The sequence below is a fragment of the Herbiconiux gentiana genome (assembly GCF_024978135.1).
In the GTDB taxonomy this organism is placed as follows: Bacteria; Actinomycetota; Actinomycetes; order Actinomycetales; family Microbacteriaceae; genus Herbiconiux; species Herbiconiux gentiana.
The window spans coordinates 398,629-421,273 of record NZ_JANTEZ010000002.1 but is presented as its reverse complement, the minus strand read 5'-3'; the positions used below and the strand labels follow the sequence as shown (position 1 = coordinate 421,273).

The window sequence follows — 22,645 nt, the reverse complement described above, 5'->3', positions numbered from 1 at the left end:
TGCTCCGCGGTCGTCATCGTGTCCAACGAATTATGCCGCACAGTCTCATCGATCACGTCTATGATCGCCGCATGGAGACGCGGCTGCTGGAGTACTTCGTGACGGTGGCCGACGAGCTCAGCGTCACCCGCGCGGCGGAACGGCTCTTCGTGGCCCAGTCGACCGTCTCGGCGGGCCTGCGCAGCCTCGAGGGCGAGCTCGGTGTCGCCCTGTTCGAACGCACCACCAAGTCGGTGCGGCTGCTCGCGGCGGGCGAGGTGCTGCTGCCGCTCGCGCGCGACCTCGTCGACGACGCCGCCGAGTTCCGTCGTGCAGCCTCCGAGTCGGGCAGCGGGTTGCGCGGGCGGGTGCGCATCGGCACCTTCACCGGCATGCAGCTGCTCGACCTGCCCGGGGTGCTCGGGCGCTTCCGGCGCGAGCATCCGCTCGTCAACATTCAGCTCGTCTCGTCGCCCGTGGGCTCGACCGGGCTGGCCGACGACCTGGCGCACGGCCGGCTCGACCTCGCGTTCCTGGCGGTGCCTGCACCGCCGACGCTCGACGCCTGGCCCATCTCGGCCTTCGACTTCGTGGCGCTCGTGCCCGAGGGGCACCGGCTCGCGGCGCGGCCCGAGGTGGCGCTCGCCGAGCTGGCCGGCGAGGAGTGGGTCGACGTGCTGCCGGGCTACGGCAACCGTCTGCAGCTCGACCGGGCGCTCGCCGATCGCGGGCTCACCCGGCACTTGGCGGCCGAGCTGCCCGACCTGCCGAGCGTGGCGCCGTGGGTGGCCGCGGGGTTCGGCGTCGCCGTGGTGCCCGACGTGATCGAGGCGAGCGGATGCGCGCGCCTGCCCCTCAGCGACCCGCCTCCGCCCTGGGTGGTGTCGCTCGCCGTGCGCCGCGGGGCCGCGCGTCGGCCGCTGCTCGCCGCGCTGGTCGAGGCGCTCCGCGCGCCGCACACGCAAACGCTCCGCGCCCCCGACTGAACGGGGACGCGGAGCGGATGCTGCTGAGCGTGAGGCTCAGGAGGTGGTGGTGCTCAGTAGGTGGTGGTGCCCATCATCGACACCGAGGCGACGACCGACAGGATGCCGATGATCAGGCCGATCACGAACAGCACGGCGCCGACGATCACACCCGCGAGCGCGGGGGTGTTCTTGTAGCCGGCCTTCTTCGACTGGTTCAGCGCGATCGCCGAGATGATCAGCCCGATCAGGTTGAAGAAGATGGCGACGATCAGGCCGACGATGCCGAGGGTCTTGCCGGGGTAGTCGGTTCCGGCCGGAGCGGGCTGGGGCGATGATGCGGTCATGGTGTGATTCCCTCCAGAGTTAATGGTTCCTCATGAACGTACCGGCAACCGGCCCTCGGCGGGAGTACCGGCTGGCTGAATCGTGGCGGATGCGGGAGGCTGGAGCCCGTGAAGACCCAGCGCCTCGCCCGCACCGACCTGTCCGTCTCCGCCGTCGTGCTCGGCCTGATGCGGATCGCCGAGCTGTCCGACGAGGAGATCCGCACCCTCGTCGGAACCGCCCGCGATGCCGGCATCACGGTGTTCGACCACGCCGACATCTACGGCGGCGAGCGCCACGGCAGCGAGCGCCGCTTCGGCGACGCCGTGTCGTTCACCCCGGCCGAGCGCGAGCAGGTCGTGGTCCAGTCGAAGGTCGGCATCCGTGACGGCTTCTTCGACTTCTCGGCCGAGCACATCCTCGCCACGGTCGACGAGTCGCTCGCGGCCCTCCGGCTGGAGCACCTCGACCTCCTGCTGCTGCACCGTCCCGACGCGCTCGTCGAGCCCGAGGAGGTGGCGTCGGCGTTCGACGCCCTCGAGAGCGCGGGCAAGGTGCGGCACTTCGGGGTCTCGAATCACACCCCGGGGCAGATCGACCTCCTGGCCCGCTTCGTGCGCCAGCCCCTCGTCGTGAACCAGGTGCAGCTGAGCATCACCCACGCGCCGATCATCGCCCAGGGCGTCGCGGCGAACATGCTGCGCCTCGACCAGTCGGTCGACCGCGGTCTCGGCCTCCTCGACCACGCGCGGCTGAACGACATCACGCTGCAGGCCTGGTCGCCGTTTCAGAAGGGCTTCTTCGACGGCGTCTTCCTCGGCGACCGCGAGCACTTCGCCGAGCTGAACGACGTGCTCGACGAAGTGGCCGCGAGCTACGGTGTCACTCCGATGGCGATCGCGACCGCCTGGATCACCCGCCACCCCGCGGGCATCCAGGTCGTGCTCGGCACCACGAACCCGGGCCGGGTCGCGGAGGCCGCCGCCGGCGCCGACGTCGTGCTGACGCGGCCGGAGTGGTACCGCATCTTCACGGCCGCGGGCCACGTCCTCCCCTGAAGCGGACGGCCCTGAATCGGGCCGCCTTGAAGCGGGCGGCCCTGAATCGGGCCGCGACCCAGCTCCTCAGGCGCGCGGTGTGCCGGTCGGTGAACTCGTTCGAGAGCGCGAGCGTCTCCGTGCCGAGATCACCGCCGTGCCGGATCGACTCGAGGGCCTGCAGGGCCCTGGCCTCCTGCTCGGCGGCCTGACGCCGGCGCTCCTCGTCGTCCATGCCCGCCACCCTACGTCTCCGGCGAGGAGCCGCTAGCGCGTCTGGGGGTTCTGGCCCCAGACGGTGCTGCCGTCGGGCAGCCAGGTGGCCTCGACGTCGACGAAGCTCAGCGGCAGCTGGTCGCCCTGGGAGGGGCGGCCGGCCACGCCGATCGATCCGCGGATCAGCAGCCCCGTCGCGGGGAAGCGGTCGGGCGGCACGCAATTCGCCGTGTAGGTGCCGTTGTCCTGCACCAGCACGATGCACACGTCGTCGTCGATGTCCCGCGCCACGTAGAGCGGGGTGCCGGCCATCGACAGGGTGCGCAGCGTGTCCTCGCGCAGCTGAACGGCGTACAGCAGGGGCGGGCGGTCGGCGGGCTGCGGAGGCCGGTCGAAGATCGCCAGGGCGCCCGAGGGGTCGGCGAACGGCGCGTCGCGGCCGGCGCCCAGCCCGGGGAGGCTGCCGCCCGAGACGGCGGCGAGGGTGAAACCCGCCGCCCCGCCGACGAGTGCCAGCACGAACCCGGCGGCTGCGACGGCGGCGAGACGGCGGCGGCCCCGCTGCGGGCGGGCGGGCGGAGCGGCGTCGTCCGCGCGGTCCTCCGCGTCGGCAGCGGCGACGGGCAGCAGGGCGCGAGGTGTGTCGGCCGCGGCGAGGGCGTCGTCGATCGCGCGCCGCTCCTCGTCGAGGGCCGCATCGAGCTGCGCGAGCTCGGCCGCCGCACGATCGGCGCGCGGCACGGCGTCGGCGGCACCCCTGGCCGCCGGGGCGTAGGCGGTCCGCTGCAGTTCGGCGCGGCGCGCGGCGGGCGACTCGACCCCGTCGGGGGTGGGCGATCCCGGATGCTCGCGCCACCACAGCGCGTCGAGCACGTCGTGCGCACCGTGGTACCCCCGGGCCACCCGCTCCCGGAACTCCGGGTCGCGTCGCGCCCGCAGGTACTCGCTCGGAGCCGCCATGCCCCACCTCCTGCTCGAAGGGTATTCCCCTCGGGTGGTTCGTCGCCGCCCCGCGCGTCGATTGCCCGGCCCCGCCTCGTGCCCCCGCGGGCGCGGGGCTAGGGTCGGGGGCATGGACCCCGTCGACGCCCTCACCGAGACCGCGTTCCTGCTCGAGCGGGAGCTCGCGCCGGGCTTCAAGGTCAAGGCGTTCCGCCGGGCGGCGGCGGTGGCGGGGGAGTTCGCACCCGAGGAGCTCGCGGCACGGGCATCCGACGGCCGCCTGGCCCGCACCAAGGGCATCGGCGACCGCTCGCTCGAGATCGTGCTGCAGGCCCTCGAGGGCCGGGTGCCCGACTACCTCGCCGCGCTGCGCGCCCGCACCGGCGAGAAGCTCGGGCCGGCGGCCAAGGCGCTTCGCGAGCAGCTGCGCGGCGACCTGCACGCCCACAGCGACTGGTCCGACGGCACGACCGACATCCCGTCGATGGCGGCCGCCGCCCGGGCGCTCGGCCACGAGTACCTCGCCCTCACCGACCACTCGCCGAGCCTGAAGATCGCGCACGGCCTCACCGCCGAGCGGCTCGAGGCCGAGCTCGACGTGGTCGCCTCCATCAACGCCGAGGGCGACGGCTCGTTCCGGCTGCTCGCCGGCATCGAGGTCGACATCCTGGCCGACGGGGAGCTCGACCAGCAGCCGGAGCTGCTCGACCGGCTCGACGTGGTGGTCGCCAGCGTGCACTCGAAGCTGCGCGACGAGAAGGGTCCGATGACCGAGCGGATGCTCGCCGCGATCCGCTCCGGACGCGCCGACGTGCTCGGCCACTGCACGGGCCGTCTCGTGCAGGGCTCCCGCGGAACCCGGCCGCAGTCGGAGTTCGACGCCGACGCCGTATTCGCGGCCTGCGCCGAGGCGCGCGTCGCCGTCGAGATCAACTCGCGGCCCGAGCGGCAGGACCCGCCCGACGAGCTCATCGCGCTCGCGCTCGAGGCGGGCTGCCTGTTCAGCATCGACTCCGACGCGCACGCGCCCGGTCACCTCGGCTTCATCGACCTCGGTGCCGAGCGCGCGGCGGCGGCGGGCATCCCGCCCGAGCGGATCGTGACGACGTGGCCGCTCGAGCAGCTGCTCGCCTGGACGTCCCGCTAGGTCCCGTCGCCCTTGCCAGCGCCCGCACGCCCCCGCTAGGGGAGGATGCGGGCCGCCCGGTAGCGCTCCACCTTGTCGAAGAAGCTCGCCGGCGTCGTGCGGAAGCCGAGGAAGCCCGCCTCGCGGCTCTTGTTCATGCTCGTGAAGCACTCGAGGTTGCGACCGAGGTCGCCGTCGGTGTGCCACCAGCTCGCCAGCCGTGACACGTCGGCCTCGGCGAGACCGTGCTCGGCGGCGATCTCCCGCCAGACCTCGTCGGCGTGGCCCATGCGGTTCTCGAGCGGCGCGGGCGCGGTGTCGAAGCCCTCCCAGCTCACACCGAAGTGCTCGGCGATGCGCGGCCACAGGGTGCGCCAGCGGAACACGTCGCCGTTGGCGATGTTGAAGGCCTGGTCGCGCCCGGCCGGGTCGGTCGCCGCCCAGAGCAGCTGCTCGGCCAGCAGGTCGGAGTCGGTCACGTCGGTCACGCCGTTCCACTGGGTCTCCGAGCCGGGGAAGCGGAACGGCTCCCCGGTGCGCGCGCAGATGGTGGCGTAGACCGAGAGGGTCAGCGCCATGTTCATCGCGTTGCCCACGGCGTAGCCGAAGACGGTGTGGGCGCGGTGCACGCTCCAGCCGTAGCCGTGCGTCGCCGCTCCGGCGAACAGCTCGTCCTCCTGCGCGTAGTAGAAGTTGGGGCTGTCGAGGCGCTCCGACTCCTCCTCGAAGGGGGTGTCGGCCATGACGCCGGTCGCATAGTTGTCGAACGGCCCGAGGTAGTGCTTGAGGCCCGTGAGCAGGGCGACGTGCTTCACGGAACCCCCCGCGGTCGTGGCCTCGATGACGTTTCGCACGATGGCCGAGTTGACCTCGATGTTCTGCGCCTCGCTCGGCTGGCGCATCCAGGCCGTGATGAAGACGAGCTCGGGGTCCACCTCGGCGAGGGCCGAGGACAGCCCCTCGGCGTCGAGGAGATCGGCCGCGATCGGCTGCACCCCGGGCACCGGCGCGGTCGCCGACCGCGACACCCCGAAGGTCTCGAAGCCCTTCTCCAGCAGCAGTCGGCACAGCGCCTGCCCCGCGATCCCGGTCGATCCGATCACCAGGGCGCGTCGCCCGGCTCCAGCAGTTGACATCGTCATCCCTTTCGTCGGCTTGTTCAGAGTCAATGTACACTTCTGCTTCACGCGGCGACCACCGCTCCTGCCCCGCAATACGCCAGATCGCCGCGATTCGGCCCGAGTGGCCCAATAGTTATCAAAAGCAGTTGTGAACGCTCGGGAGCGAGTGTAAAGCTATACTCAACGACGAGCCCGATGAGGGGCTCCTCGCAAGCCCACCCACCAGGGAGACAGTATGAGCGCAACGGAGCGACGGCAACCCGCACTGACGAGTTCGCGCTGGTCGATCTCGCGGGGCCTCGTCACGGTGGGTATCGCGGTCATCGTGCTGTTCGTCGTGAGCGCGCTGTTCGCCCCGTCGAGCGTCTCGCAGGGCGCGGTGCTCGGCATGCTCCCCTTCGCCGCCGTGCTCTCTTGCGTCGGCCTCGGGCAGATGCTCGTGGTGCAGCAGGGTGGCATCGACCTGTCGATCCCGGGTGCGGTGTCGCTGTCCATCGTGGTCGTCAGCCGCATCCCGAACGGCGACGACTCGCTGCTCGTGCCGGCCGTGCTGCTCGCCGCCGGGCTCGCCGTCGTGGCGGGCATCCTGAACGGCCTTCTGATCGGCCGGCTGGGCCTGAACGCCATCATCGCGACGCTCGGCACCAACGCGCTGCTGTTCGCCGTCGTGCTCGGCATATCGGGCGGCAGCCCGACCACGACCACACGCCTGCTCCGCGACGTCGCCGGGGGGCTCAGCTTCGGAATCCCGAACTCGGTGTTCTTCGCGCTCGCCGCCTTCCTGCTGGTGACCCTGCTGGTCAAGAAGACGGTCGCCGGGCGGCGCTTCGAAGCTGTCGGCGCCAACCCCGTGGCCGCCCGGGCCACCGGCCTGCGGGTGCGCACGCACCAGGCCGCCGCCTATGTCTGGGCCCAGCTGCTGTACTGCCTCGCGGGCATCCTGCTCGCCGGCATCACGGCACAGCCCACCGCGTTCCAGGGGAACGCCTACCTGATTCCCGCCGTGGCCGTGGTGGTCCTCGGCGGGACCAGCCTCCTCGGCGGTCGCGGCTTCCCGCTCGCGACCGTCGTGGCGGCGGTCTTCCTCAGCCAGCTCGACCAGTTCGTGCTGGCGGCGGGCGTGCCCTTCGCGGTGCGCTCGATCATCCAGGCCGCGGCGCTCGCCGTCGGCGTGGCGCTCTACACCATCGACTGGGCCGCCCTGCGCGCCCGGTTCGGTCACCGGCAGCGCGTCGGCGCGGCCGCCTGACCACCGACCCCGATCATCCACCCCGACCATCCCACCCTCAGTACCCACCCCGAGTCACCCGCGGCAGAGGCGCCGCGCACAGTGAGAGGAACCATCCCATGGCCATCCGCAAACGAATCGCCCTGACCGCAGCGGGCGTCGGCGTTCTCGCCCTCATGCTGACCGCGTGCAGCTCGGGCGCCCCGTCGTCCAACGACACCCCGGCCACCGGGGGTGCGCCGGTCGCCGGCGCCCCCGACTGGTGCGGACCGAACGAGATCACCCTCGGTCTCCTCGACGGCTTCGGCGGCAACAGCTGGCGCAAGATCACCACCGCCGCCGGCGCCGACGAGGTCGCCAAGTGCCCGAGCGTCACCGGCTACGAGTACGCCGACGGCCAAGGCGACACGCAGAAGTCGATCGCCGACATCCAGGGCATGGTCGCCAAGGGTGTCAACGCGCTGGTCGTGTTCCCGGATGCGGGCGAGGCCATGCTGCCCGCCCTCCGCAGCGCCTACCAGGCGGGCGTCGTCACGGTGCCCTACCGCGTGAACCCGGGCGGTGAGGACGGCGTCGACTACGACGCCTGGATCGGCGCCGACTTCACCACCGACGGCGAGAACTGGGGCAAGTGGATCAAGAGCAACTTCCCCGACGGGGCCAAGATCCTCTTCCTCTCGGGCCCTAAGGGCAACAGCCAGGGCGAGGACGAGCTCACCGGCATGAACTCGGTGCTCGGCACCGGCGGGGAGTACGAGTTCATCGGCGAGACGCCCTTCGAGCCCACCAACTGGGACCCGGCGGTCACGCAGCAGGTGCTGACAAGCGCCATCGCGAAGAACCCGCAGATCGACGTGATCGTCTCTGACTTCGGCCCGTCGCTCGTCGGCGCGCTGCCCGAGTTCACCAAGAGCGGTCGCTCCATCCCCGCCCTGGCGACGTCGGACGGCAACGTGCTCGGCTGCTTCTGGACGGACAACCAGGCCGCGAACCCCGACTTCAAGATGACCACGGTCGCCACCGGCAACGACAACGTGCGGCTCGCCGTGCAGTACGCGGTGGCCAAGGCGACCGGTGGCGTGCTGCCCGACACCACCACCTTCGACGCCCCGGTGTTCGAGGACTCGGTGACGAGCACGCCCAACCCCGTCGAGTGCGAGGCCGACCTGCCCGGCGACATCTTCCTCTCCGCCGAGATGACGCCCCAGGACCAGGCCGCTCTCCTGAAGTAGCCGGTGGGCCGGGCCCCTCTCCGGGGCCCGGCCTCCTCCGGCCGCATCATCCGCTTCACGCACGCAACGATCGCAAGGGCATCCCGTGGACACACAACTGCACGACGTCGACACCACCGTCGCCGTCCTCTCGCTGACCGGCATCTCGAAGTCGTACTCCGGCGTCGCGGCGCTGACCGACGTCTCGCTCGAGGTGCTCCCGGGTGAGGTGCACGCGCTCCTCGGGGAGAATGGCGCCGGCAAGTCGACGCTGATGAACGTCGCCTCCGGCACGGTGCAGCCCGACGGCGGCCGCATCCGGGTCAACGGCGAGGACATCGACGGGCTCAGCCCGGCGCTCGCCGCCAAGCTCGGCATCGCCATCGTGCACCAGCACCCCGCGGTGCTGCCCGACATGACCATCCTCGAGAACCTGCGGGTGGCGCTGCCCCCGTCGGTGTTCGAGGGCAAGGGATCGATTGAGGAGTACGCGACCCGGATCATCCGCGAGTCGGGCCTCACCGCTCACCTCGGCGACCGGGTCGAGACGCTCAGCGTGGCGCAGAAGCACCTGCTCGAGATCACGAAGGCGCTGGCCCTCGAGCCGCGCGTGCTGGTGCTCGACGAGCCCACCGCCCCGCTCGGCCAGGACTCGGTCGACCTGCTCTTCGCCCGGGTGCGCGAGACCGTCGCCCGCGGCACCGCCGTGGTCTACATCACGCACCGCATGGCCGAGGTGCGACAGCTCGCCGACCGGGTGACCGTTCTGCGCGACGGCCGGCTGCGCGGCATCGCCCGCGTCGACGAGGTCACCGACGACGAGCTGCTGACGATGATCGTCGGCCGCCAGATGGAGTCGACCTTCCCGCCGAAGTACACGGCCACCGAGAGCGACGAGGTCAACCTCGTGCTCGACCGGATGACGGGTGACGGCTTCGTCGACGTCTCGGCCGCGGTCAAGCGCGGTGAGATCCTGGGCATCGCCGGCGTGGTCGGCAACGGTCAGAGCGAGCTGCTCCGCGCGCTCGCGGGGCTCGACGGCTTCACCGGCCGGGTCGCGGTCGGTGGTCGCGAGCTGTCGGCCTCTCAGCTGCTCGGCCGCACCGCCTACATGCCCAGCGACCGGCACCGCGAGGGTCTGATGATGACCTTGACGGTGCGCGAGAACGCCGCCATCTCGGCCCTCAAGCGGTTCAAGCGCTGGGCGCTCGTGAACCGCGGCGAGGAGGTGTCGACCGTCGGCTCGACCCTCGACTCGCTCGCCGTGAAGGCGTCGTCGATGGATGCGGTGGTCTCCTCGCTCTCGGGCGGCAACCAGCAGAAGGTCGTCATGGCCCGGGCGCTGCTCTCCGAACCGTCCATCGTGATCGCCGACGAGCCCACCCAGGGCGTCGACGTCGGAGCGAGGCTGGAGATCTACCGCATCCTCCGCGAGGTGTCGGCCTCGGGCATCCCGGTCGTCGTCGCCTCGTCGGACGCGAAGGAGCTCGAGGGCCTCTGCGACCAGGTGATCGTGATGTCGCGCGGCAACGCGGTCGGCACGCTCGCCGGCGACGACATCACCGAGACCCGCATCGTGCAGACCGCCGTGACCAGCACGGCGCACACCGCCAACACCCAGCTCGCCACCGAGAAGGTCGCTCGCTCGACACCGCTGCGCCGGTTCATCCAGGGCGACTACGCGCCCTCGGCGCTGCTCGTGGCCGTGATCGCGGTGCTCGGCGCCTTCATCTTCAGCCAGAACGCGCGCTACCTCTCCGACTTCAACATCTTCTCGGTGCTGATGCTCGTCAGCGCGCTCGGCTTCATCGCCCTCGGGCAGACCATCTCGCTGCTGATCGGCGGCATCGATCTGTCCGTCGGCCCGCTCGCCGGCTTCCTGGTGGTGGTCGGGTCGTTCTTCGTCAACGACGGCCAGCCGTTCGGGGTGATGGGCCTCGGCATCCTGCTGATGTTCGTGCTGGCGGTGGCGACCGGGCTCGTGAACGGGTCGCTCATCCGCTTCGGCAAGTTCACGGCCATCGCGGCCACCCTGACGCTGTACATCGCCTTGCAGGGGCTGAGCTTCCTGCTGCGCGACTCGCCCGGCGGCTACATCGCCGGCTCGTTCACCGCGCTGATCACCACCCGCGTCGGCCCGGTGCCGCTCATCTTCATCGTGCTCGTCGTGTTCACGGTGCTGCTCGAGCTCGCACTGCGCAAGCGCCGCTGGGGCTGGCGGCTGCGGGCCACCGGCTCGAACGAGGAGGCCGCGCGGCGGATCGGCGTGAACATCGACCGCACGGTGATCTTCGCCTACGTCGCCACCTCGGTGCTCGCGTTCCTCGGGGCCATCGTGCTGATGACGCAGATCGGCGTCGGCGACCCGGCGCAGGGGGTGTCGTACACGCTCTCGAGCATCACCGCCGTGGTGCTCGGCGGCACCTCGCTGCTCGGCGGCCGCGGCACCTTCGTCGGCAGCCTGTTCGGCTCGATCCTGCTGATCCAGGTGCTGAACGCCACCACCTTCCTGGGGCTGTCGCAGATGTGGCAGTACATCTTCCAGGGTGTGCTCATCCTGATCGCCGCCGTGTTCTACTCGGTCGCCCGCCGCCGTCGCGCGGTGCTCGTCTGATGCGCGCCGCGATCTACCACGGCGACCACGACATCCGGGTCTCGACCACGGCGCCGGAGCCGACGCGCCGGGCGGGCGAGGTTCTGCTGCGGGTCGTGCGCTCGGGGCTCTGCGGCACCGACGCCACCGAGTGGGCGGTCGGGCCCAAGGTCTTCCCGGTGGCGACGGCGCACCGCGTCACGGGCCACACCGGGCCGATGATCCCGGGTCACGAGTTCGTCGGCGAGGTCGTCGAGGCGGATGCGGACAGCGGCTTCCAGCCCGGCGACCGCGTCGCGAGCGGGGCCGGGGTGTGGTGCGGATCCTGCGCCCGCTGCCTCGAGGGGCGCACGAACATGTGCTCGCAGTACTGGACCTTGGGGCTCAGCACCGACGGCGGGATGGCGGAGTACGTCGCCGTGCCCTCGAAGACGCTGGCGCGCATCCCCGACGGGCTCTCGTTCGACCACGCCGCGCTCGCCCAGCCGCTCGCGGTCGGCATCCACGCCGCCCGCCGCTCGGGCGCCCGCGACGGCGACCGGGTGGTGATCATCGGCGGGGGAGCGATCGCGTCGTTCGTGCTGGCAGGGCTCGAGCACCTGATCTCCGCGACCGTGGTGGTCGTCGAGTTCCCCGGCCCGAAGCAGGAGCGCGCGCTGCGCTTCGGGGCCGCGGCGGTCGTCGCGCCCGCCCCTGCCCCCGAGCTGCTCTCCGCGGTCACCGCCGCCCTCGGCGGCGAGCGGCCCGACGTCGTGATCGAGGCGAGCGGAGCGCCGGGTCAGCTCGCCACCGCGGTCGCCCTCGTGCGCGACGGCGGACGTGTGCTCGCCGTCGGACTGCCCAAGGCGAAGCCGGAGCTCGACGTTCACTCGCTGGTGTTCCGCGAGGTGACGATCGACTCGAGCCTCGCCCACGTCTGCGATGCCGATCTGCGGCCCGCCCTCGACATCCTCGCCGAGGGTGTCGTCGGGCCGGAGCTGCTCGTCGGCGTGGTGCCGCTCGAGGGCCTGCCGGAGCAACTGGAGCTGCTCGTGGCGGGCCGGCTCGACGGCAAGGTGCTGGTCGACCCCTGGGCCTGAGCGTCGGCGGTGCGCGGTAGGCTTGAAGGGACGTTCTAGGAGGCGCACATGGTGGTCGGAGATCTGCTGATCGGTTTCATCGGGCTGCTCAGCCTGGTCACCGGTGTCCTGGGCCTCGCGGCCCTCATCGCCATGGTTCGGGCGCCCTACAAGGGCTGACCCGCCGGCATCAGACCCGCGGCTCGGCGTGAGCGCCTGACTCGGCGTGAGCGCCTGACTCGGCGTGAGCGCCTGGCTCGGCGTCAGCGCCGGCCGACGACGACGGTCGCGTCCAGCGCCTCGTCCCGCACGATGCGGGGGGCGAAGCCGGCGGCCTCGAACAGCGCGGCCGTCCTCGGCGCCTGACGCTCGCTGGTCTCGATCAGCAGCCGGCCGCCATCGCGCAGCCAGGCGGCGGCTCCGGCGACGATCCGCCGCTGCACGTCGAGCCCGTCCCCGCCTCCGTCGAGGGCGGCTCCGGCCTCGTGCAGCCGCGCCTCGGTGGGCATCGTGGCGATGGCGGCGGTCGGCACGTAGGGCGCGTTGACCACCAGCACGTCCACCCGCCCGCGCAGCCCTTCGGGCAGCGCCTGGAACAGGTCGCCCTCGAACACCCTCTCGGCCCCGAGGTTGCGGCGGGCGCACCGCACGGCCGCCGGATCCACGTCGGCGGCGACGACCTCGAAGCGCCCCGGTTCCCCGGCCGCACCGCGGTCGTGGTCGGCCTCCGACACGGCCTCGAACGCGACGTCCCCGTCATCATCGGTGGTGACCACGCCGAATCGCACCGGCCGCACATCGGGCCATCGTTCTTGCGGCACGACCTCGAACGCGACGTCCCCGTCGGCATCGGTCGTGAGACGGATGCGCCCCTGACCGTAGGCCGCGATCGCCGCCCCGATGGCACCCGAGCCGCAGCAGAGATCGACCACGACGGCGCGGTCGGGCGCATCCGCCACCGCTTCGCGAACGAGCAGCTCGGTGCGGCGCCGGGGCACGAACACCCCGGGCTCGACGACCACCCGGAGCCCCGCGAACGCCGCCCACCCCACGAGCTGCTCCAGCGGACGCCCCGCGGCCCGCTCCCGCACCAGCCGCTCGAGCTCCCGGCGATCCCCGCCGGCGGCCTCGACCACCACGGCGGCCTCCTCCTCGGCGAACACGCACCCCGCGGCCCGCAGCGCCTCCACGACCCACCCGTCCGCTGTCCCGCCCTCAGTCGCCACGGCCGCCACTCTACTCAGGCCGACCGTCAGGGGCAGGGTGTGAGCGCCTCCACCGCGGGGGAGAGCGAGGCCGAGCCGCCGAGCAGCACGACCTGCGACGTGCCCGAGCGGGCCAGGCGGGACAGCACCGGCGCCGGGACGCAGCCCGGCGGGACGATGTAGAGCGGGTTGTGTCGTGTGCCCGTCAGCACGCCGCCCACCAGGGCGTCGGGGAACGTGGCTCCCGTGGCGAAGTAGACGGTGCTGAAGTCGGCGAGGAAGTGCTCGTTGACCGCCGCGGAGACCGCGAAGCGGTCGACCCCGCCGATGCGCACGGTGGCGACCGAGGGGGACAGCGTGTCGTAGACGCCGGCCGAGACCGAGAGCGTACCGCCCATGACGACGAGCGAGCCGGGTGCGACGGCGGCGATGGCGCGCTGCGTGTCGCTGTCGGCAACCGCGGCCGATCCGTTGACGAGCAGCACCGGCGACGCGAGAATGGCGGCCGGGGAGACCGCGGAGAGCGCATCCGGGAAATTCGCCCCGGTGGCCACGAACACGTTGTCGGCCCCCGCCGGGAACGCCTGGCCCGCGATGGCCCGGCTGACGGCGTATCGGTCGGCGCCGGAGAGGCGGCCGACGACGGCGCGCGGGGCCGCCGCGGCGAGCTGCCCCAGAACGGCCGAGGACACCGCGCTCTCGCCGCCCACCACGATCACCGATCGCGGGTTCAGTCTGGTCAGCGCCGCGAGCACCGACGGCGGCGCGGCATCCGGCGCGGTGAGCAGGAGCGCCCCGCCCTGCTGGACGGCCGCCGGGCCGGCGCTGAGCGCATCGGGGAAGTTCGCGCCCGACGCGACGTACACGACGTCGGCCCCGCTGGGCCTGGTCGCGAGGGCGACTGCGGCGCCGAGCTCGAAGCGATCTGCGGCCGCCATCCGGGTCACCGAGATCGCGGCCAGGGCCTCCGCCTCCTCCTTCGTGCCGAGCTCCGCCGCGCCCCCGTCGGCCGGTGGTTCCTCGGCCGCGGCGACGGGGGACGCGCTCGACACCGCCACGAGCGCCAGCGCGGCCACGCAGACCCAGGTCAGGCCGTGGCGTCTCCGCGCCGCACCCCCGATCGACGATGTCATGGCTTCAGGAATCCCTTGAGCTCCGCCTCGACCGAGGCGGCGATCGCGGAGGTGCCCCCGAGGACGACGATCGACGTCGGCTTCAGGCGCGTCAGCTCGGCCTTGATGGGCTCGGGTATCGACGATCTGTTCACGAGCAGCACGGGCGCCTCCTTCACGATGGCGGCGGCGCCTCCGGAGAGCGCGTCGGGGAAGCTCTCGCCCGACGCGATGTACACGGTGTCGGCGGCCCCGAACAGAGTCGACGACACTGCGGCCGATCCCTCGAACCGGTCGCCTCCCGCGATGCGGGCGGTCTCGGGCTGGATGGTCGTGACGATCGCGGTCTGCACCGCTGCCGAGACGGCGTTGGGCCCGCCGAGGATCTTGACCAGGCCCGCCTTCTCGCGCGTGAGCTCGGTGTGGATCACGCCGGGGAGGTCGGCCGTGCGGGTCAGCAGCACCGGGCCGCCGAGGTGGCCCGCGGCCGCCGCTCCCGACAGGGCGTCGGGGAAGTTCTCGCCCGATGCCACGAAGCTCACCGGTGGCAGGGCTTCGGGGAAGGCCTCACGGGCCGCCGCCGCCGAGACGTCGAACCGGTCGGCCCCGCCGAGCCGGATGGTCATGGGGGCGAGCAGGCCGATCGCGTCGTAGGTGGCCGCGCTGATCGCCGCCGGCCCGCCGAGCACCACGATCTTCGCAGGACGGAGTCGCGACAGCTCGGACTTGACGGCGTCGGGCAGGCCGTCCCGCCGGGTCAGCAGCACCGGCCCACCCTTGAGTCCGGCGAGCGCGGAGGCCGAGAGCGCATCGGGGAACGTCTCACCCGAGACGACGTAGGCCACGGGAACGGAGGTCACGGCGGCGAACGTGTCGGCCGAGATCGCCGCAGAGACCGCGAAGCGATCCGCTCCGCCGATGCGATGGACGCCAGCGGGAACGGCCGATGCGGGAGCGACCCCGGCTGAGGCGAGCAGGACACCTAGTGTCAGCGTGGCGACAGGGGCGATGGTGCGGATGCGCATGGGTTCTCCGATCGTCGGTGGAGACCGGAAGGAGCCGGCCGATTGCCGACGCTAGCGGAGAACCGCAGATTAAGCGAGCATTACTCAGCAGCAGGCAGCGAGGCCTCGATCAGCGCCACGATCTCCGGGTCGTCGGGCTCCGTCGACGGACGGAACCGGTGCACCGCCCCGTCGGGCGTGACGACGAACTTCTCGAAGTTCCACTTGACCCGCCCGGCCTTGCCGGAGGCGTCGGGCGTCTTGGTGAGCTCCTGGTAGAGCGGGTGCGCCGAGCGCCCGTTCACCTTCACCTTGTCGAACATCGGGAAGGTGACGCCCCAGGTCATGGAGCAGTACTCCTTGATCTTGTCCGTGTCGCCGAGCTCCTGCAGGAACTGGTTGCTCGGGAAGCCGAGCACGGTGAAGCCGCGCGCCTCGTAGCGCTTCTGCAGCTCCTCGAGCTTCTCGTACTGCGGCGCCAGTCCGCAGCGCGACGCGACGTTCACGATCAGCTTGACGGGCGCGTAGTCGGCGAGCGTCGAGGACGCTCCGTCGATCGTGGTGAGGGGGATGTCGTCCAGGGCCATGGCGCGATCCTACGCGCCGGAGGCGGACCGGAGGCCCTGGCGGAACCCCGGCGGGCGCAGCCGCAGGACTCTCCCAGCGACCCGCCACGCCCCCCGCGTAGCCTGATCCGCACATGGACATCGTCATCGACCTCGTGCTGCTCGTGATCGCCCTGCTGGCCGTCGTCGGGGGCTGGCGCCGGGGTGCCCTGCTCACGGCGGCGGCGCTCGCCGGGATCGTGGTCGGCGCGCTCGTGACGGGCTGGGCCGCGCCGCCGGTGGTCGACTGGCTGGCGGGTCTCGGCTGGAGCAGTCCGCTGCAGCGCACCCTGGCCGCGGTCGGCGTGCTGATCGTCTGCATCTCGCTCGCCTCGGCGGTGCTCACGGGCGTCGCCTCGCTGCTGCGCCGCGTGATCGGCATCGTGAAGATCGGCCGGGGCCTCGACGCGCTGGGCGGCGGTGTGCTGGGCCTGCTCATCTGGGGTGTCGTGGTGTGGCTGCTGGCGGCCTTCCTGCCCTCGGCCGGCGTCCCCCAGCTGACCCAGGCCATCGCCTCCTCGCGGGTCGTCGCGACCCTCGACCGCATCGCCCCGGTGCCCGCCGAGAGCGCGCTCGGCACGCTCGGCCAGGCGCTCGACACGGCCGGCTTCCCCGAGGTCTTCGCCTACGGTCAGGAGATCATCCCGGGCGCGCCCCAGCCCGACCCCACGGTTCCGGATGCGGTGAACCAGGCCGCGGGCGGTGTCGTCCGCATCCTGTCCTCCGCCCCGCGCTGCGGCTCCGACGCCGAGGGCAGCGGCTGGGTCGTGGCGGCCGACCGGGTCGTGACCAACGCACACGTCGTGGCGGGCAGCGACTCCCTGGCCGTGCAGCTCGCCGGGCAGAGCCGCCCCTACGAGGCCCGACTCGTCGTCTTCGACCCCCAGCGCGATCTCGCGGTGCTCGACGTGCCCGGCCTCCCGGCCGACCCCCTGCCGCTCGGCACCGAGCTCGCCTCGGGCGACTCGGCGGTGGTCGCGGGCTACCCCGAGAACGGCCCGTACTCCGTCGTCCCCTCCCGGGTGCGCGACGTCGTCGACGCCGTCGGCCGCGACATCTACGGGGCCGACGCCGTGACCCGCGAGATCTACTCCCTGCGCTCGACCGTGCTCCCCGGCAACTCGGGCGGCCCCCTCTTCGACGACGCCGGCCAGGTCGTCGGCGTCGTGTTCGCGCGCTCCACCGTCGACGCCGAGACGGGCTACGCTCTCACGCTCGATGAGATCGCGCCCGTGCTGGCGGCGGTGTCGACGACCGACGAGGTGCCGTCGGGGGCCTGTTCGGGCTAGTCGGGTGACGGGCGACGGATGCTCGCGCATCCGTTCACCGATTACATGTGTACAGCGTTCACATGTTCTGCTAGCGTACCCCCACGACCACTCGGAGGAGCGACCATGACCACCCTGAACCCCTACATCAACTTCCGCGGCCAGGCGAGGGAGGCGGCGGAGTTCTACCAGTCGGTCTTCGGCGGCGAGCTGGGCGTGAGCTCGTTCGGCGACTTCGGCATGCCGGTCGAGCCGGGGGAGGAGCACCTGGTGATGCACGCCCAGCTCAGCGCGCCGGGCGGACTGGTGCTGATGATGTCCGACACCCCGAGTCACATGGAGCTGACCGTCGGCACCAACATCTCCGTGTCGCTGAGCGGTGGGCCCGACGACAGCGACGACCTGCACGGGTACTTCGACAAGCTGGCCGAGGGCGGCACGGTCACCGAGCCGCTGGTGCAGGCACCGTGGGGCGACAGCTTCGGCATGGTGCGCGACCGCTTCGGCATCAATTGGCTGGTGAACATCGGCGGGGCGGGCGGGGCAGGCGACGCAGCCGACGCAGCCAGCGCGCCCCAGCAGGAGGGCTGACGCCCGCGGCCGGCAGCCGCCCCGAACGCCTCAGCCGCCGCCCGCCCCGCCTGCCCCGCCCGCGCCGATCACCCGTTGACGGCCGCGACCGCCGCCTCGTACCGCCCCTCGACCTCGGCGAAGCGCAGGAACTTCACCCGTTCGACGAGGATCTCGTGCGCGTGCGGGTTCGCGCCGAGCAGCTCCATCACCTCGTCGGCGTAGTCGTCGAGCGTCAGGTAGCTCGGCTCGTCGGCCTGCCCGGGCATGATGTCGGTCTGCACCGCCGGCGGCACCAGCTCGACGACCTCGACCGAGGTCGACGCCAGCTGCAGCCGGAGGGTCTCGCTGAACCGGTGGATGAAGGCCTTCGACCCGTTGTAGGTGGGCGACACCGCGAGCGGGGTGTGGGCGAGCCCCGACGACACCGTCATGACAGTGGCCTGCGGCCGCGTCTGCAGGTGACCGATGAAGGCGGCCACGAGGCGCAGCGGGCCGACGATGTTGGTCTCGACCACGCGCAGGGCCCCGTCGAGGAAGTCGGGGTCGCGCACGTCCTCGACGGCCATCACGCCCGCCATCGCGATGATCGTGTCGAGCTCGGGATGGCGCTCGAGCACCGTGTCGCGGGCCGCCGTCACCGAGGCGGGGTCGGTGATGTCGAGGGCGACCGTGTCAAAGCCGTGGTGGGCGGCGAGCTCCTCGAGGAGCTCGGTGCGGCGGCCGCCGATGACGACGGTGCTGCCCGCTGCCTGCAGACGCAGGGCGAGGGCGAGGCCGATGCCCGAGGTGGCGCCGGGGATGAATACTGTGCTGGTTCTGATGTCCATGGCCCCAGCTTGCGGGCGGGCGGCGCCGGGCGGGAGCGGAGCGCTTGTCGGGGGATCCGCGATCCCTGTCTCCGGATGCCCGCCCGGCCGATAATCGGATCATGAACCGCGCCGCCCTCGCCGACTTCCTCCGCGCCCGTCGCACCGAGCTCCGCCCCGAGGACGTGGGGCTCTCGGCCGGCCCGCGCCGCCGGGTCGCGGGCCTCCGCCGCGACGAGGTGGCGGCGCTCGCCGGCATGTCGACGGACTACTACGTTCGCCTCGAGCAGGTGCGCGGGCCGCAGCCGTCCGAGCAGATGCTCGCCGCGCTGGCCCGGGCGCTCCGCCTCGGGCTCGACGAGCGCGACTACCTCTACCGGCAGGCGGGCCACACGGCACCGGCCCGCACCCCACTCGACACGCACGTCGCCCCGGCGCTGCTGCGGGTGCTCGACCGGCTCGAGAGCAGTCCGGCCCTCGTGCTGTCGAGCCTCGGCGAGACGCTGGTGCAGAACGAGCTGTCGAAGGCGCTGATGGGCGACCACTCGCGGCACACCGGTGCGGCGCGGAGCGGCATCCACCGCTGGTTCACCGACCCGGCCGAACGCGAGCTGTACCCCGAGGACGACCGGGAGAGGCAGAGCCGCGCGCAGGTCTCCGGGCTGCGCGCGGCCTACGGCGCCGCCGGCGAGAACTCCCGGGCCGGCGCGCTCGTGCGCGAGCTGCGACGCGTCAGCGAGGAGTTCGACACGATCTGGCGGACGCAGGTCGTCGCGCGGCGCTTCGAGGACCACAAGACGCTGATCCACCCGGAGCTCGGCCCGATCGAGCTGGACTGCCAGGCCCTGTTCACCGAGGACCAGGGGCAGTCGCTGCTCGTGCTCACGGCCGCGCCGCGGAGCGAGTCGGCTGCGAAGCTCGAGCTGCTCGCGGTGCTGGGTCGTCAGCGCTTCGGGGCGGAGTCGCCGGCCTGACGCCGAGGCGCCGGCGCCGGCGTCAGGACGCGGCGGCGGCCTCGCCGGCCGGCGCGACCTCGTCGGCCGGCGCATTCCCCTCGGGAGCGGCGTGCTTCGACGACTTCTTCTGCGACTGCTTCGCCACGAGCGCCTCCTTCTCGGCCTTCAGCGACGCCACGGTCGACTCGTCGAGCCCAGGGTCGGGGAGGTCGAGGAACGGGCTGGTGCCGCCGTTCCTGGCATACACGGCCGAGGCGTAGGCGATGGCCGCGGTGCGCACCTTCGCGGTCGCGCGGTCGCGCTTGCCGTGCCCGCTCTTCTTGTCTTCCAGCACCTCCTGGTGCTTCTCGAGGGCCTTGACCAGTTCTCTCAGTGCAGTCTTCGTCTTCTTCGCCATGCCCGCATTATGCCCGCCGAAGGTTAACAGGGTGCATAGTGGCCACATGACAGCCACGGCAGCGTCACCCACGAATTCTCCGTCGGAACCGGAACTGAAGAAGGTGATGGGCCCGAAGCTCCTGCTGCTGTTCATCATCGGCGACATCCTCGGCACGGGCATCTACGCGCTCACCGGTCAGGTGGCGGCCGAGGTGGGGGGTGCGGCCTGGCTGCCGTTCCTCATCGCGTTCGTCGTGGCGACCATCACGGCGTGCTCGTACCTCGAGCTGGTGACCAAGTACCCGCAGGCGGCCGGGGCGGCGCTGTACGCGCACAAGGCCTTCGGCATCCACTTCGTCACGTTCCTGATCTGCTTCACCGTGATGTCGTCGGGCATCACCTCGGCCTCGGCGGCGGCCGGAGCGTTCGCCAGCAACTTCGCCATCGGCTTCGGGCTCGGCGAGGGCCCCGGCCTCGCGCTCGTGATCGCCCTGGCGTTCATGATCCTGATCGCCGCCGTGAACCTCCGCGGGGTCGCGGAGAGCGTCGGCCTGAACGTCGTGCTCACCCTGGTCGAGCTGTCCGGCCTGCTGCTGGTCATCTTCATCAGCTTCTTCGCCATCTTCGGCGGTCAGGCCGACTTCTCCCGCGCGGTCGCCTTCGACACCCCCGACGACAAGAGCGTCTTCCTCGCGATCTCGACGGCCACCTCGCTGGCGTTCTTCGCGATGGTCGGCTTCGAGGACTCGGTGAACATGGCCGAGGAGACGAAGAACCCCTCGAAGATCTTCCCGAAGGTGATGCTGACGGGGCTCGGCATCACGGCGGTGATCTACGTGCTGGTGTCGATCGTGGCGGTCGCCATCGTGCCCGTCGGCGAGCTGGCCGGCAACGACACCCCGCTCGTGACCGTGGTGCAGACGGCGGCACCCGACTTCCCGATCTCGGCCCTGATCCCGTTCATCTCGCTCTTCGCAGTCGCGAACAGCGCGCTGATCAACATGATGATGGCGAGCCGCCTGCTCTACGGCATGAGCAAGCAGGGCGTGCTGCCCCCGTTCCTGTCGAAGGTGCTGCCGAAGCGGCGCACGCCGTGGGCCGCCATCCTGTTCACCACGGCCATCGCGCTCGGGCTCACCGCCTTCGTCTCGATCGACCCCGACAACCCCATCGCGGTGCTGCTGGGTGGCACGACCTCGCTGCTGCTGCTCGCGGTGTTCTCGGTGGTGAACGTCAGCGTGCTGGTGCTCCGCCGGAAGCCCGTCGACCACACGCACTTCCGCACCCCGACCGCGCTGCCCGTGATCGGCGCGGTCGCGTGCCTCTACCTCGTGCTGCCGTGGACCTCGGGTCGGCCTCCCGAGCAGTACGAGATCGCGGGCATCCTGCTCGTGCTCGGCATCGTGCTCTGGGCCGTCACGTTCGTGCACCGCCGCCGCAGCGGCTACGGCGGCGCCGCGGCTCTCGACACCCAGGCGCTCACCGCCGTCGAGCGCGGCCCCGCCGACGATTGACCGCCACCCCCGAACACCACCCCGACCGCCGCCGACCGACCGCCACCACCCCAGCCCGCCCCACCTCCCGGTCGAGCGGATGCCCTACGCCACCGCGTGGCGCTCGAGGGCGGTCTGCGCGGCGGCGAGGGTCTCGTGCTGGCCGAGGGCGTGCCCGGTGACGGCGGTCGTCACGAAGAGGCTGCGGCGGCGCTGCGAGACGATGCCGGCCGGGCGACCGTGCGCGTCGACGGCGACCCAGAGGTCGGGCTGCGGGCAGCGCCAGACGAGGGCGGTCGCATCGACCGGCCGGGCGCGTTCGGTGGGGAATCCTGTGGTGGGCATCGGTGCCTCCTGTGCTCCGGAGCTCCCTGCCACGTGGTATCGCTCCTCAGCATCAGGTCTACCCCCGGTTCGGATCGACCGGAGGGGCTTGACGGTGAGCGCTCAGACAGCCAGCAGCGACTGCAGCGCCGAGGTGAACAGGCCGAGGCCGTCGACGCCCGAGCGCATCGCGAGCGCCGTGTCAGGGCCGAAGCCCGGTTCGATGGCGTGCTCCGGGTGCGGCATCAGCCCCACCACGTTGCCGCGCTCGTTCGAGACGCCGGCGATGTCGTTCAGCGAGCCGTTGGGGTTCACGCCCACGTAGCGGAACGTGACGAGACCCTCGCCCTCGAGCCGCTCGAGCGTCTCGGCGGACGCGATGTAGCCGCCCTCGCCGTTCTTCAGCGGGATGGTGATCTCCTGGCCGACGGCGAACGCGTTCGTCCAGGCCGTCGAGGCGTTCTCGACGCGCAGCAGCTGGTCGCGGCAGATGAACGAGCCGTGGTCGTTTCGGATAAGGCCGCCGGGCAGAAGGTGCGCCTCGGTGAGCATCTGGAAGCCGTTGCAGATGCCGAGCACCGGCACGCCGCGCTCGGCGGCGGAGACGACCTCACGCATGATCGGCGAGTGCGAGGCGATGGCCCCGCAGCGCAGGTAGTCGCCGTAGCTGAAGCCGCCGGGCAGCACCACCGCGTCGACGCCCTGGAGGTCGTGGTCGCCGTGCCAGAGGGCCACCGGCTCGGCCCCGGCGAAGCGCACGGCGCGCTGGGCGTCGCGGTCGTCGAGCGAGCCCGGGAAGGTGACGACGCCGACGCGGGTCATGCCAGCGCCCCCGAGGCGGCCGCGCTGTGCGCCCCGGCCTCGTCGAGCACCGTGATGTTCACGACGTCTTCGATGACCGAGTTCGACAGCAATTCGTCGGCGATCTCGCGCACGTCGGCGAGCACCGCGGCGTCGACGTCGCCGTCGACCGTGAGCTCGAAGCGCTTGCCCACCCGCACCCCGGTGAACTCGGTCTTGCCGAGCCGCGTCAGAGCGCCGGCGACGGCCTTGCCCTGCGGGTCGAGGAGTTCGGCTTTCGGCATGACGTCGACGACGATCTTGGGCACAGCTGCTCC

The 22,645-nt window shown here is 71.9% G+C and carries 24 protein-coding genes; 11 read left to right on the top strand and 13 right to left on the bottom strand.

Annotated features, from left to right (window positions below; translation table 11 throughout):
* The first annotated feature begins 71 nt into the window (after positions 1-71).
* Positions 72-965 (top strand): LysR family transcriptional regulator, encoded by an 894-nt coding sequence (locus NVV95_RS05675; RefSeq protein WP_259485568.1) that lies wholly within the window; start codon positions 72-74, stop codon positions 963-965.
* A gap of 53 nt (positions 966-1,018) precedes the next feature.
* Here NVV95_RS05675 and NVV95_RS05670 read toward each other — a convergent pair whose 3' ends face one another.
* Complete coding sequence (locus NVV95_RS05670) at positions 1,019-1,291, bottom strand: hypothetical protein (protein WP_259485567.1); 273 nt, start codon at positions 1,289-1,291, stop codon at positions 1,019-1,021.
* A gap of 108 nt (positions 1,292-1,399) precedes the next feature.
* Between NVV95_RS05670 and NVV95_RS05665 the strand changes: the two genes are divergently transcribed.
* Positions 1,400-2,329 carry an aldo/keto reductase gene (locus NVV95_RS05665; protein WP_259485566.1) on the top strand — a complete coding sequence of 310 codons (930 nt, stop codon included), beginning with the start codon at positions 1,400-1,402 and terminating at the stop codon, positions 2,327-2,329.
* Here NVV95_RS05665 and NVV95_RS05660 read toward each other — a convergent pair.
* Both NVV95_RS05660 and NVV95_RS05655 read right to left on the bottom strand, forming a co-directional pair.
* Positions 2,301-2,543, bottom strand: a complete 243-nt coding sequence (locus NVV95_RS05660) for a hypothetical protein (RefSeq protein WP_259485565.1) — start codon at positions 2,541-2,543, stop codon at positions 2,301-2,303. The two genes, NVV95_RS05665 and NVV95_RS05660, sit on opposite strands and share 29 nt — an antisense overlap.
* A 32-nt stretch (positions 2,544-2,575) precedes the next feature.
* Entirely contained in the window at positions 2,576-3,484 is a 909-nt protein-coding gene (locus NVV95_RS05655) for a hypothetical protein (RefSeq protein WP_259485564.1), read from the bottom strand.
* Between the two features lie 112 nt (positions 3,485-3,596).
* On the opposite strand from NVV95_RS05655, the gene NVV95_RS05650 reads away from it, so the two are divergent.
* Positions 3,597-4,613, top strand: coding sequence for a PHP domain-containing protein (locus NVV95_RS05650; RefSeq protein WP_259485563.1), 1,017 nt, complete (start codon positions 3,597-3,599; stop codon positions 4,611-4,613).
* A 35-nt stretch (positions 4,614-4,648) separates the two neighbouring features.
* Here NVV95_RS05650 and NVV95_RS05645 read toward each other — a convergent pair whose 3' ends face one another.
* Complete coding sequence (locus NVV95_RS05645) at positions 4,649-5,728, bottom strand: SDR family oxidoreductase (RefSeq protein WP_310796051.1); 1,080 nt, start codon at positions 5,726-5,728, stop codon at positions 4,649-4,651.
* A 220-nt stretch (positions 5,729-5,948) separates the two neighbouring features.
* Between NVV95_RS05645 and NVV95_RS05640 the strand changes: the two genes are divergently transcribed.
* From NVV95_RS05640 to NVV95_RS05625, 4 genes are all read left to right on the top strand, one after another.
* Entirely contained in the window at positions 5,949-6,962 is a 1,014-nt protein-coding gene (locus tag NVV95_RS05640; RefSeq protein ID WP_259485561.1) for an ABC transporter permease, read from the top strand.
* A gap of 98 nt (positions 6,963-7,060) precedes the next feature.
* On the top strand, positions 7,061-8,173 hold the full coding sequence (locus tag NVV95_RS05635) for a substrate-binding domain-containing protein (RefSeq protein WP_259485560.1): 1,113 nt from the start codon (positions 7,061-7,063) through the stop codon (positions 8,171-8,173).
* A gap of 85 nt (positions 8,174-8,258) precedes the next feature.
* Positions 8,259-10,766 carry an ATP-binding cassette domain-containing protein gene (locus NVV95_RS05630; RefSeq protein ID WP_259485559.1) on the top strand — a complete coding sequence of 836 codons (2,508 nt, stop codon included), beginning with the start codon at positions 8,259-8,261 and terminating at the stop codon, positions 10,764-10,766.
* Positions 10,766-11,824 carry a zinc-dependent alcohol dehydrogenase gene (locus NVV95_RS05625; protein ID WP_259485558.1) on the top strand — a complete coding sequence of 353 codons (1,059 nt, stop codon included), beginning with the start codon at positions 10,766-10,768 and terminating at the stop codon, positions 11,822-11,824. Before NVV95_RS05630 ends, NVV95_RS05625 begins: the two co-directional genes overlap by 1 nt.
* A 242-nt stretch (positions 11,825-12,066) precedes the next feature.
* Here NVV95_RS05625 and NVV95_RS05620 read toward each other — a convergent pair whose 3' ends face one another.
* The 4 genes from NVV95_RS05620 to NVV95_RS05605 form a co-directional block, all read right to left on the bottom strand.
* Positions 12,067-13,029, bottom strand: a complete 963-nt coding sequence (locus NVV95_RS05620) for a class I SAM-dependent methyltransferase (protein WP_259485557.1) — start codon at positions 13,027-13,029, stop codon at positions 12,067-12,069.
* Between the two features lie 26 nt (positions 13,030-13,055).
* A complete protein-coding gene (locus NVV95_RS05615) occupies positions 13,056-14,141 on the bottom strand; it encodes a cell wall-binding repeat-containing protein (protein WP_259485556.1) in 1,086 nt (361 codons plus the stop codon).
* A complete protein-coding gene (locus tag NVV95_RS05610) occupies positions 14,138-15,145 on the bottom strand; it encodes a cell wall-binding repeat-containing protein (protein WP_259485555.1) in 1,008 nt (335 codons plus the stop codon). Before NVV95_RS05610 ends, NVV95_RS05615 begins: the two co-directional genes overlap by 4 nt.
* Positions 15,146-15,225: 80 nt before the next feature.
* A complete protein-coding gene (locus NVV95_RS05605) occupies positions 15,226-15,711 on the bottom strand; it encodes a glutathione peroxidase (RefSeq protein WP_259485554.1) in 486 nt (161 codons plus the stop codon).
* A 113-nt stretch (positions 15,712-15,824) separates the two neighbouring features.
* On the opposite strand from NVV95_RS05605, the gene NVV95_RS05600 reads away from it, so the two are divergent.
* Together NVV95_RS05600 and NVV95_RS05595 are read left to right on the top strand one after the other, a co-directional pair.
* Positions 15,825-17,018, top strand: coding sequence for a MarP family serine protease (locus NVV95_RS05600; RefSeq protein ID WP_259485553.1), 1,194 nt, complete (start codon positions 15,825-15,827; stop codon positions 17,016-17,018).
* Positions 17,019-17,123: 105 nt separating this feature from the next.
* On the top strand, positions 17,124-17,588 hold the full coding sequence (locus NVV95_RS05595; RefSeq protein ID WP_259485552.1) for a VOC family protein: 465 nt from the start codon (positions 17,124-17,126) through the stop codon (positions 17,586-17,588).
* A 68-nt stretch (positions 17,589-17,656) separates the two neighbouring features.
* Here the strand turns inward: NVV95_RS05595 and NVV95_RS05590 are convergent, their stop codons facing one another.
* Positions 17,657-18,397, bottom strand: a complete 741-nt coding sequence (locus tag NVV95_RS05590) for an SDR family oxidoreductase (RefSeq protein ID WP_259485551.1) — start codon at positions 18,395-18,397, stop codon at positions 17,657-17,659.
* A 101-nt stretch (positions 18,398-18,498) separates the two neighbouring features.
* Between NVV95_RS05590 and NVV95_RS05585 the strand changes: the two genes are divergently transcribed.
* On the top strand, positions 18,499-19,350 hold the full coding sequence (locus NVV95_RS05585) for an MmyB family transcriptional regulator (RefSeq protein WP_259485550.1): 852 nt from the start codon (positions 18,499-18,501) through the stop codon (positions 19,348-19,350).
* Between the two features lie 22 nt (positions 19,351-19,372).
* On the opposite strand, the gene NVV95_RS05580 is transcribed toward NVV95_RS05585, so the two are convergent.
* Positions 19,373-19,729 (bottom strand): hypothetical protein, encoded by a 357-nt coding sequence (locus tag NVV95_RS05580; protein WP_259485549.1) that lies wholly within the window; start codon positions 19,727-19,729, stop codon positions 19,373-19,375.
* Between the two features lie 46 nt (positions 19,730-19,775).
* On the opposite strand from NVV95_RS05580, the gene NVV95_RS05575 reads away from it, so the two are divergent.
* Entirely contained in the window at positions 19,776-21,224 is a 1,449-nt protein-coding gene (locus NVV95_RS05575) for an APC family permease (protein WP_259485548.1), read from the top strand.
* An 84-nt stretch (positions 21,225-21,308) separates the two neighbouring features.
* On the opposite strand, the gene NVV95_RS05570 is transcribed toward NVV95_RS05575, so the two are convergent.
* From NVV95_RS05570 to purS, 3 genes are all read right to left on the bottom strand, one after another.
* Positions 21,309-21,548, bottom strand: a complete 240-nt coding sequence (locus NVV95_RS05570; protein ID WP_259485547.1) for a hypothetical protein — start codon at positions 21,546-21,548, stop codon at positions 21,309-21,311.
* A gap of 102 nt (positions 21,549-21,650) precedes the next feature.
* Positions 21,651-22,349: a phosphoribosylformylglycinamidine synthase subunit PurQ gene (purQ, locus tag NVV95_RS05565; RefSeq protein ID WP_259485546.1), complete on the bottom strand. Its 699-nt coding sequence runs from the start codon at positions 22,347-22,349 to the stop codon at positions 21,651-21,653.
* Positions 22,346-22,636 (bottom strand): phosphoribosylformylglycinamidine synthase subunit PurS, encoded by a 291-nt coding sequence (purS, locus tag NVV95_RS05560; RefSeq protein WP_259485545.1) that lies wholly within the window; start codon positions 22,634-22,636, stop codon positions 22,346-22,348. The genes purQ and purS overlap by 4 nt, the downstream gene beginning before the upstream one ends.
* Positions 22,637-22,645: the final 9 nt, after the last annotated feature.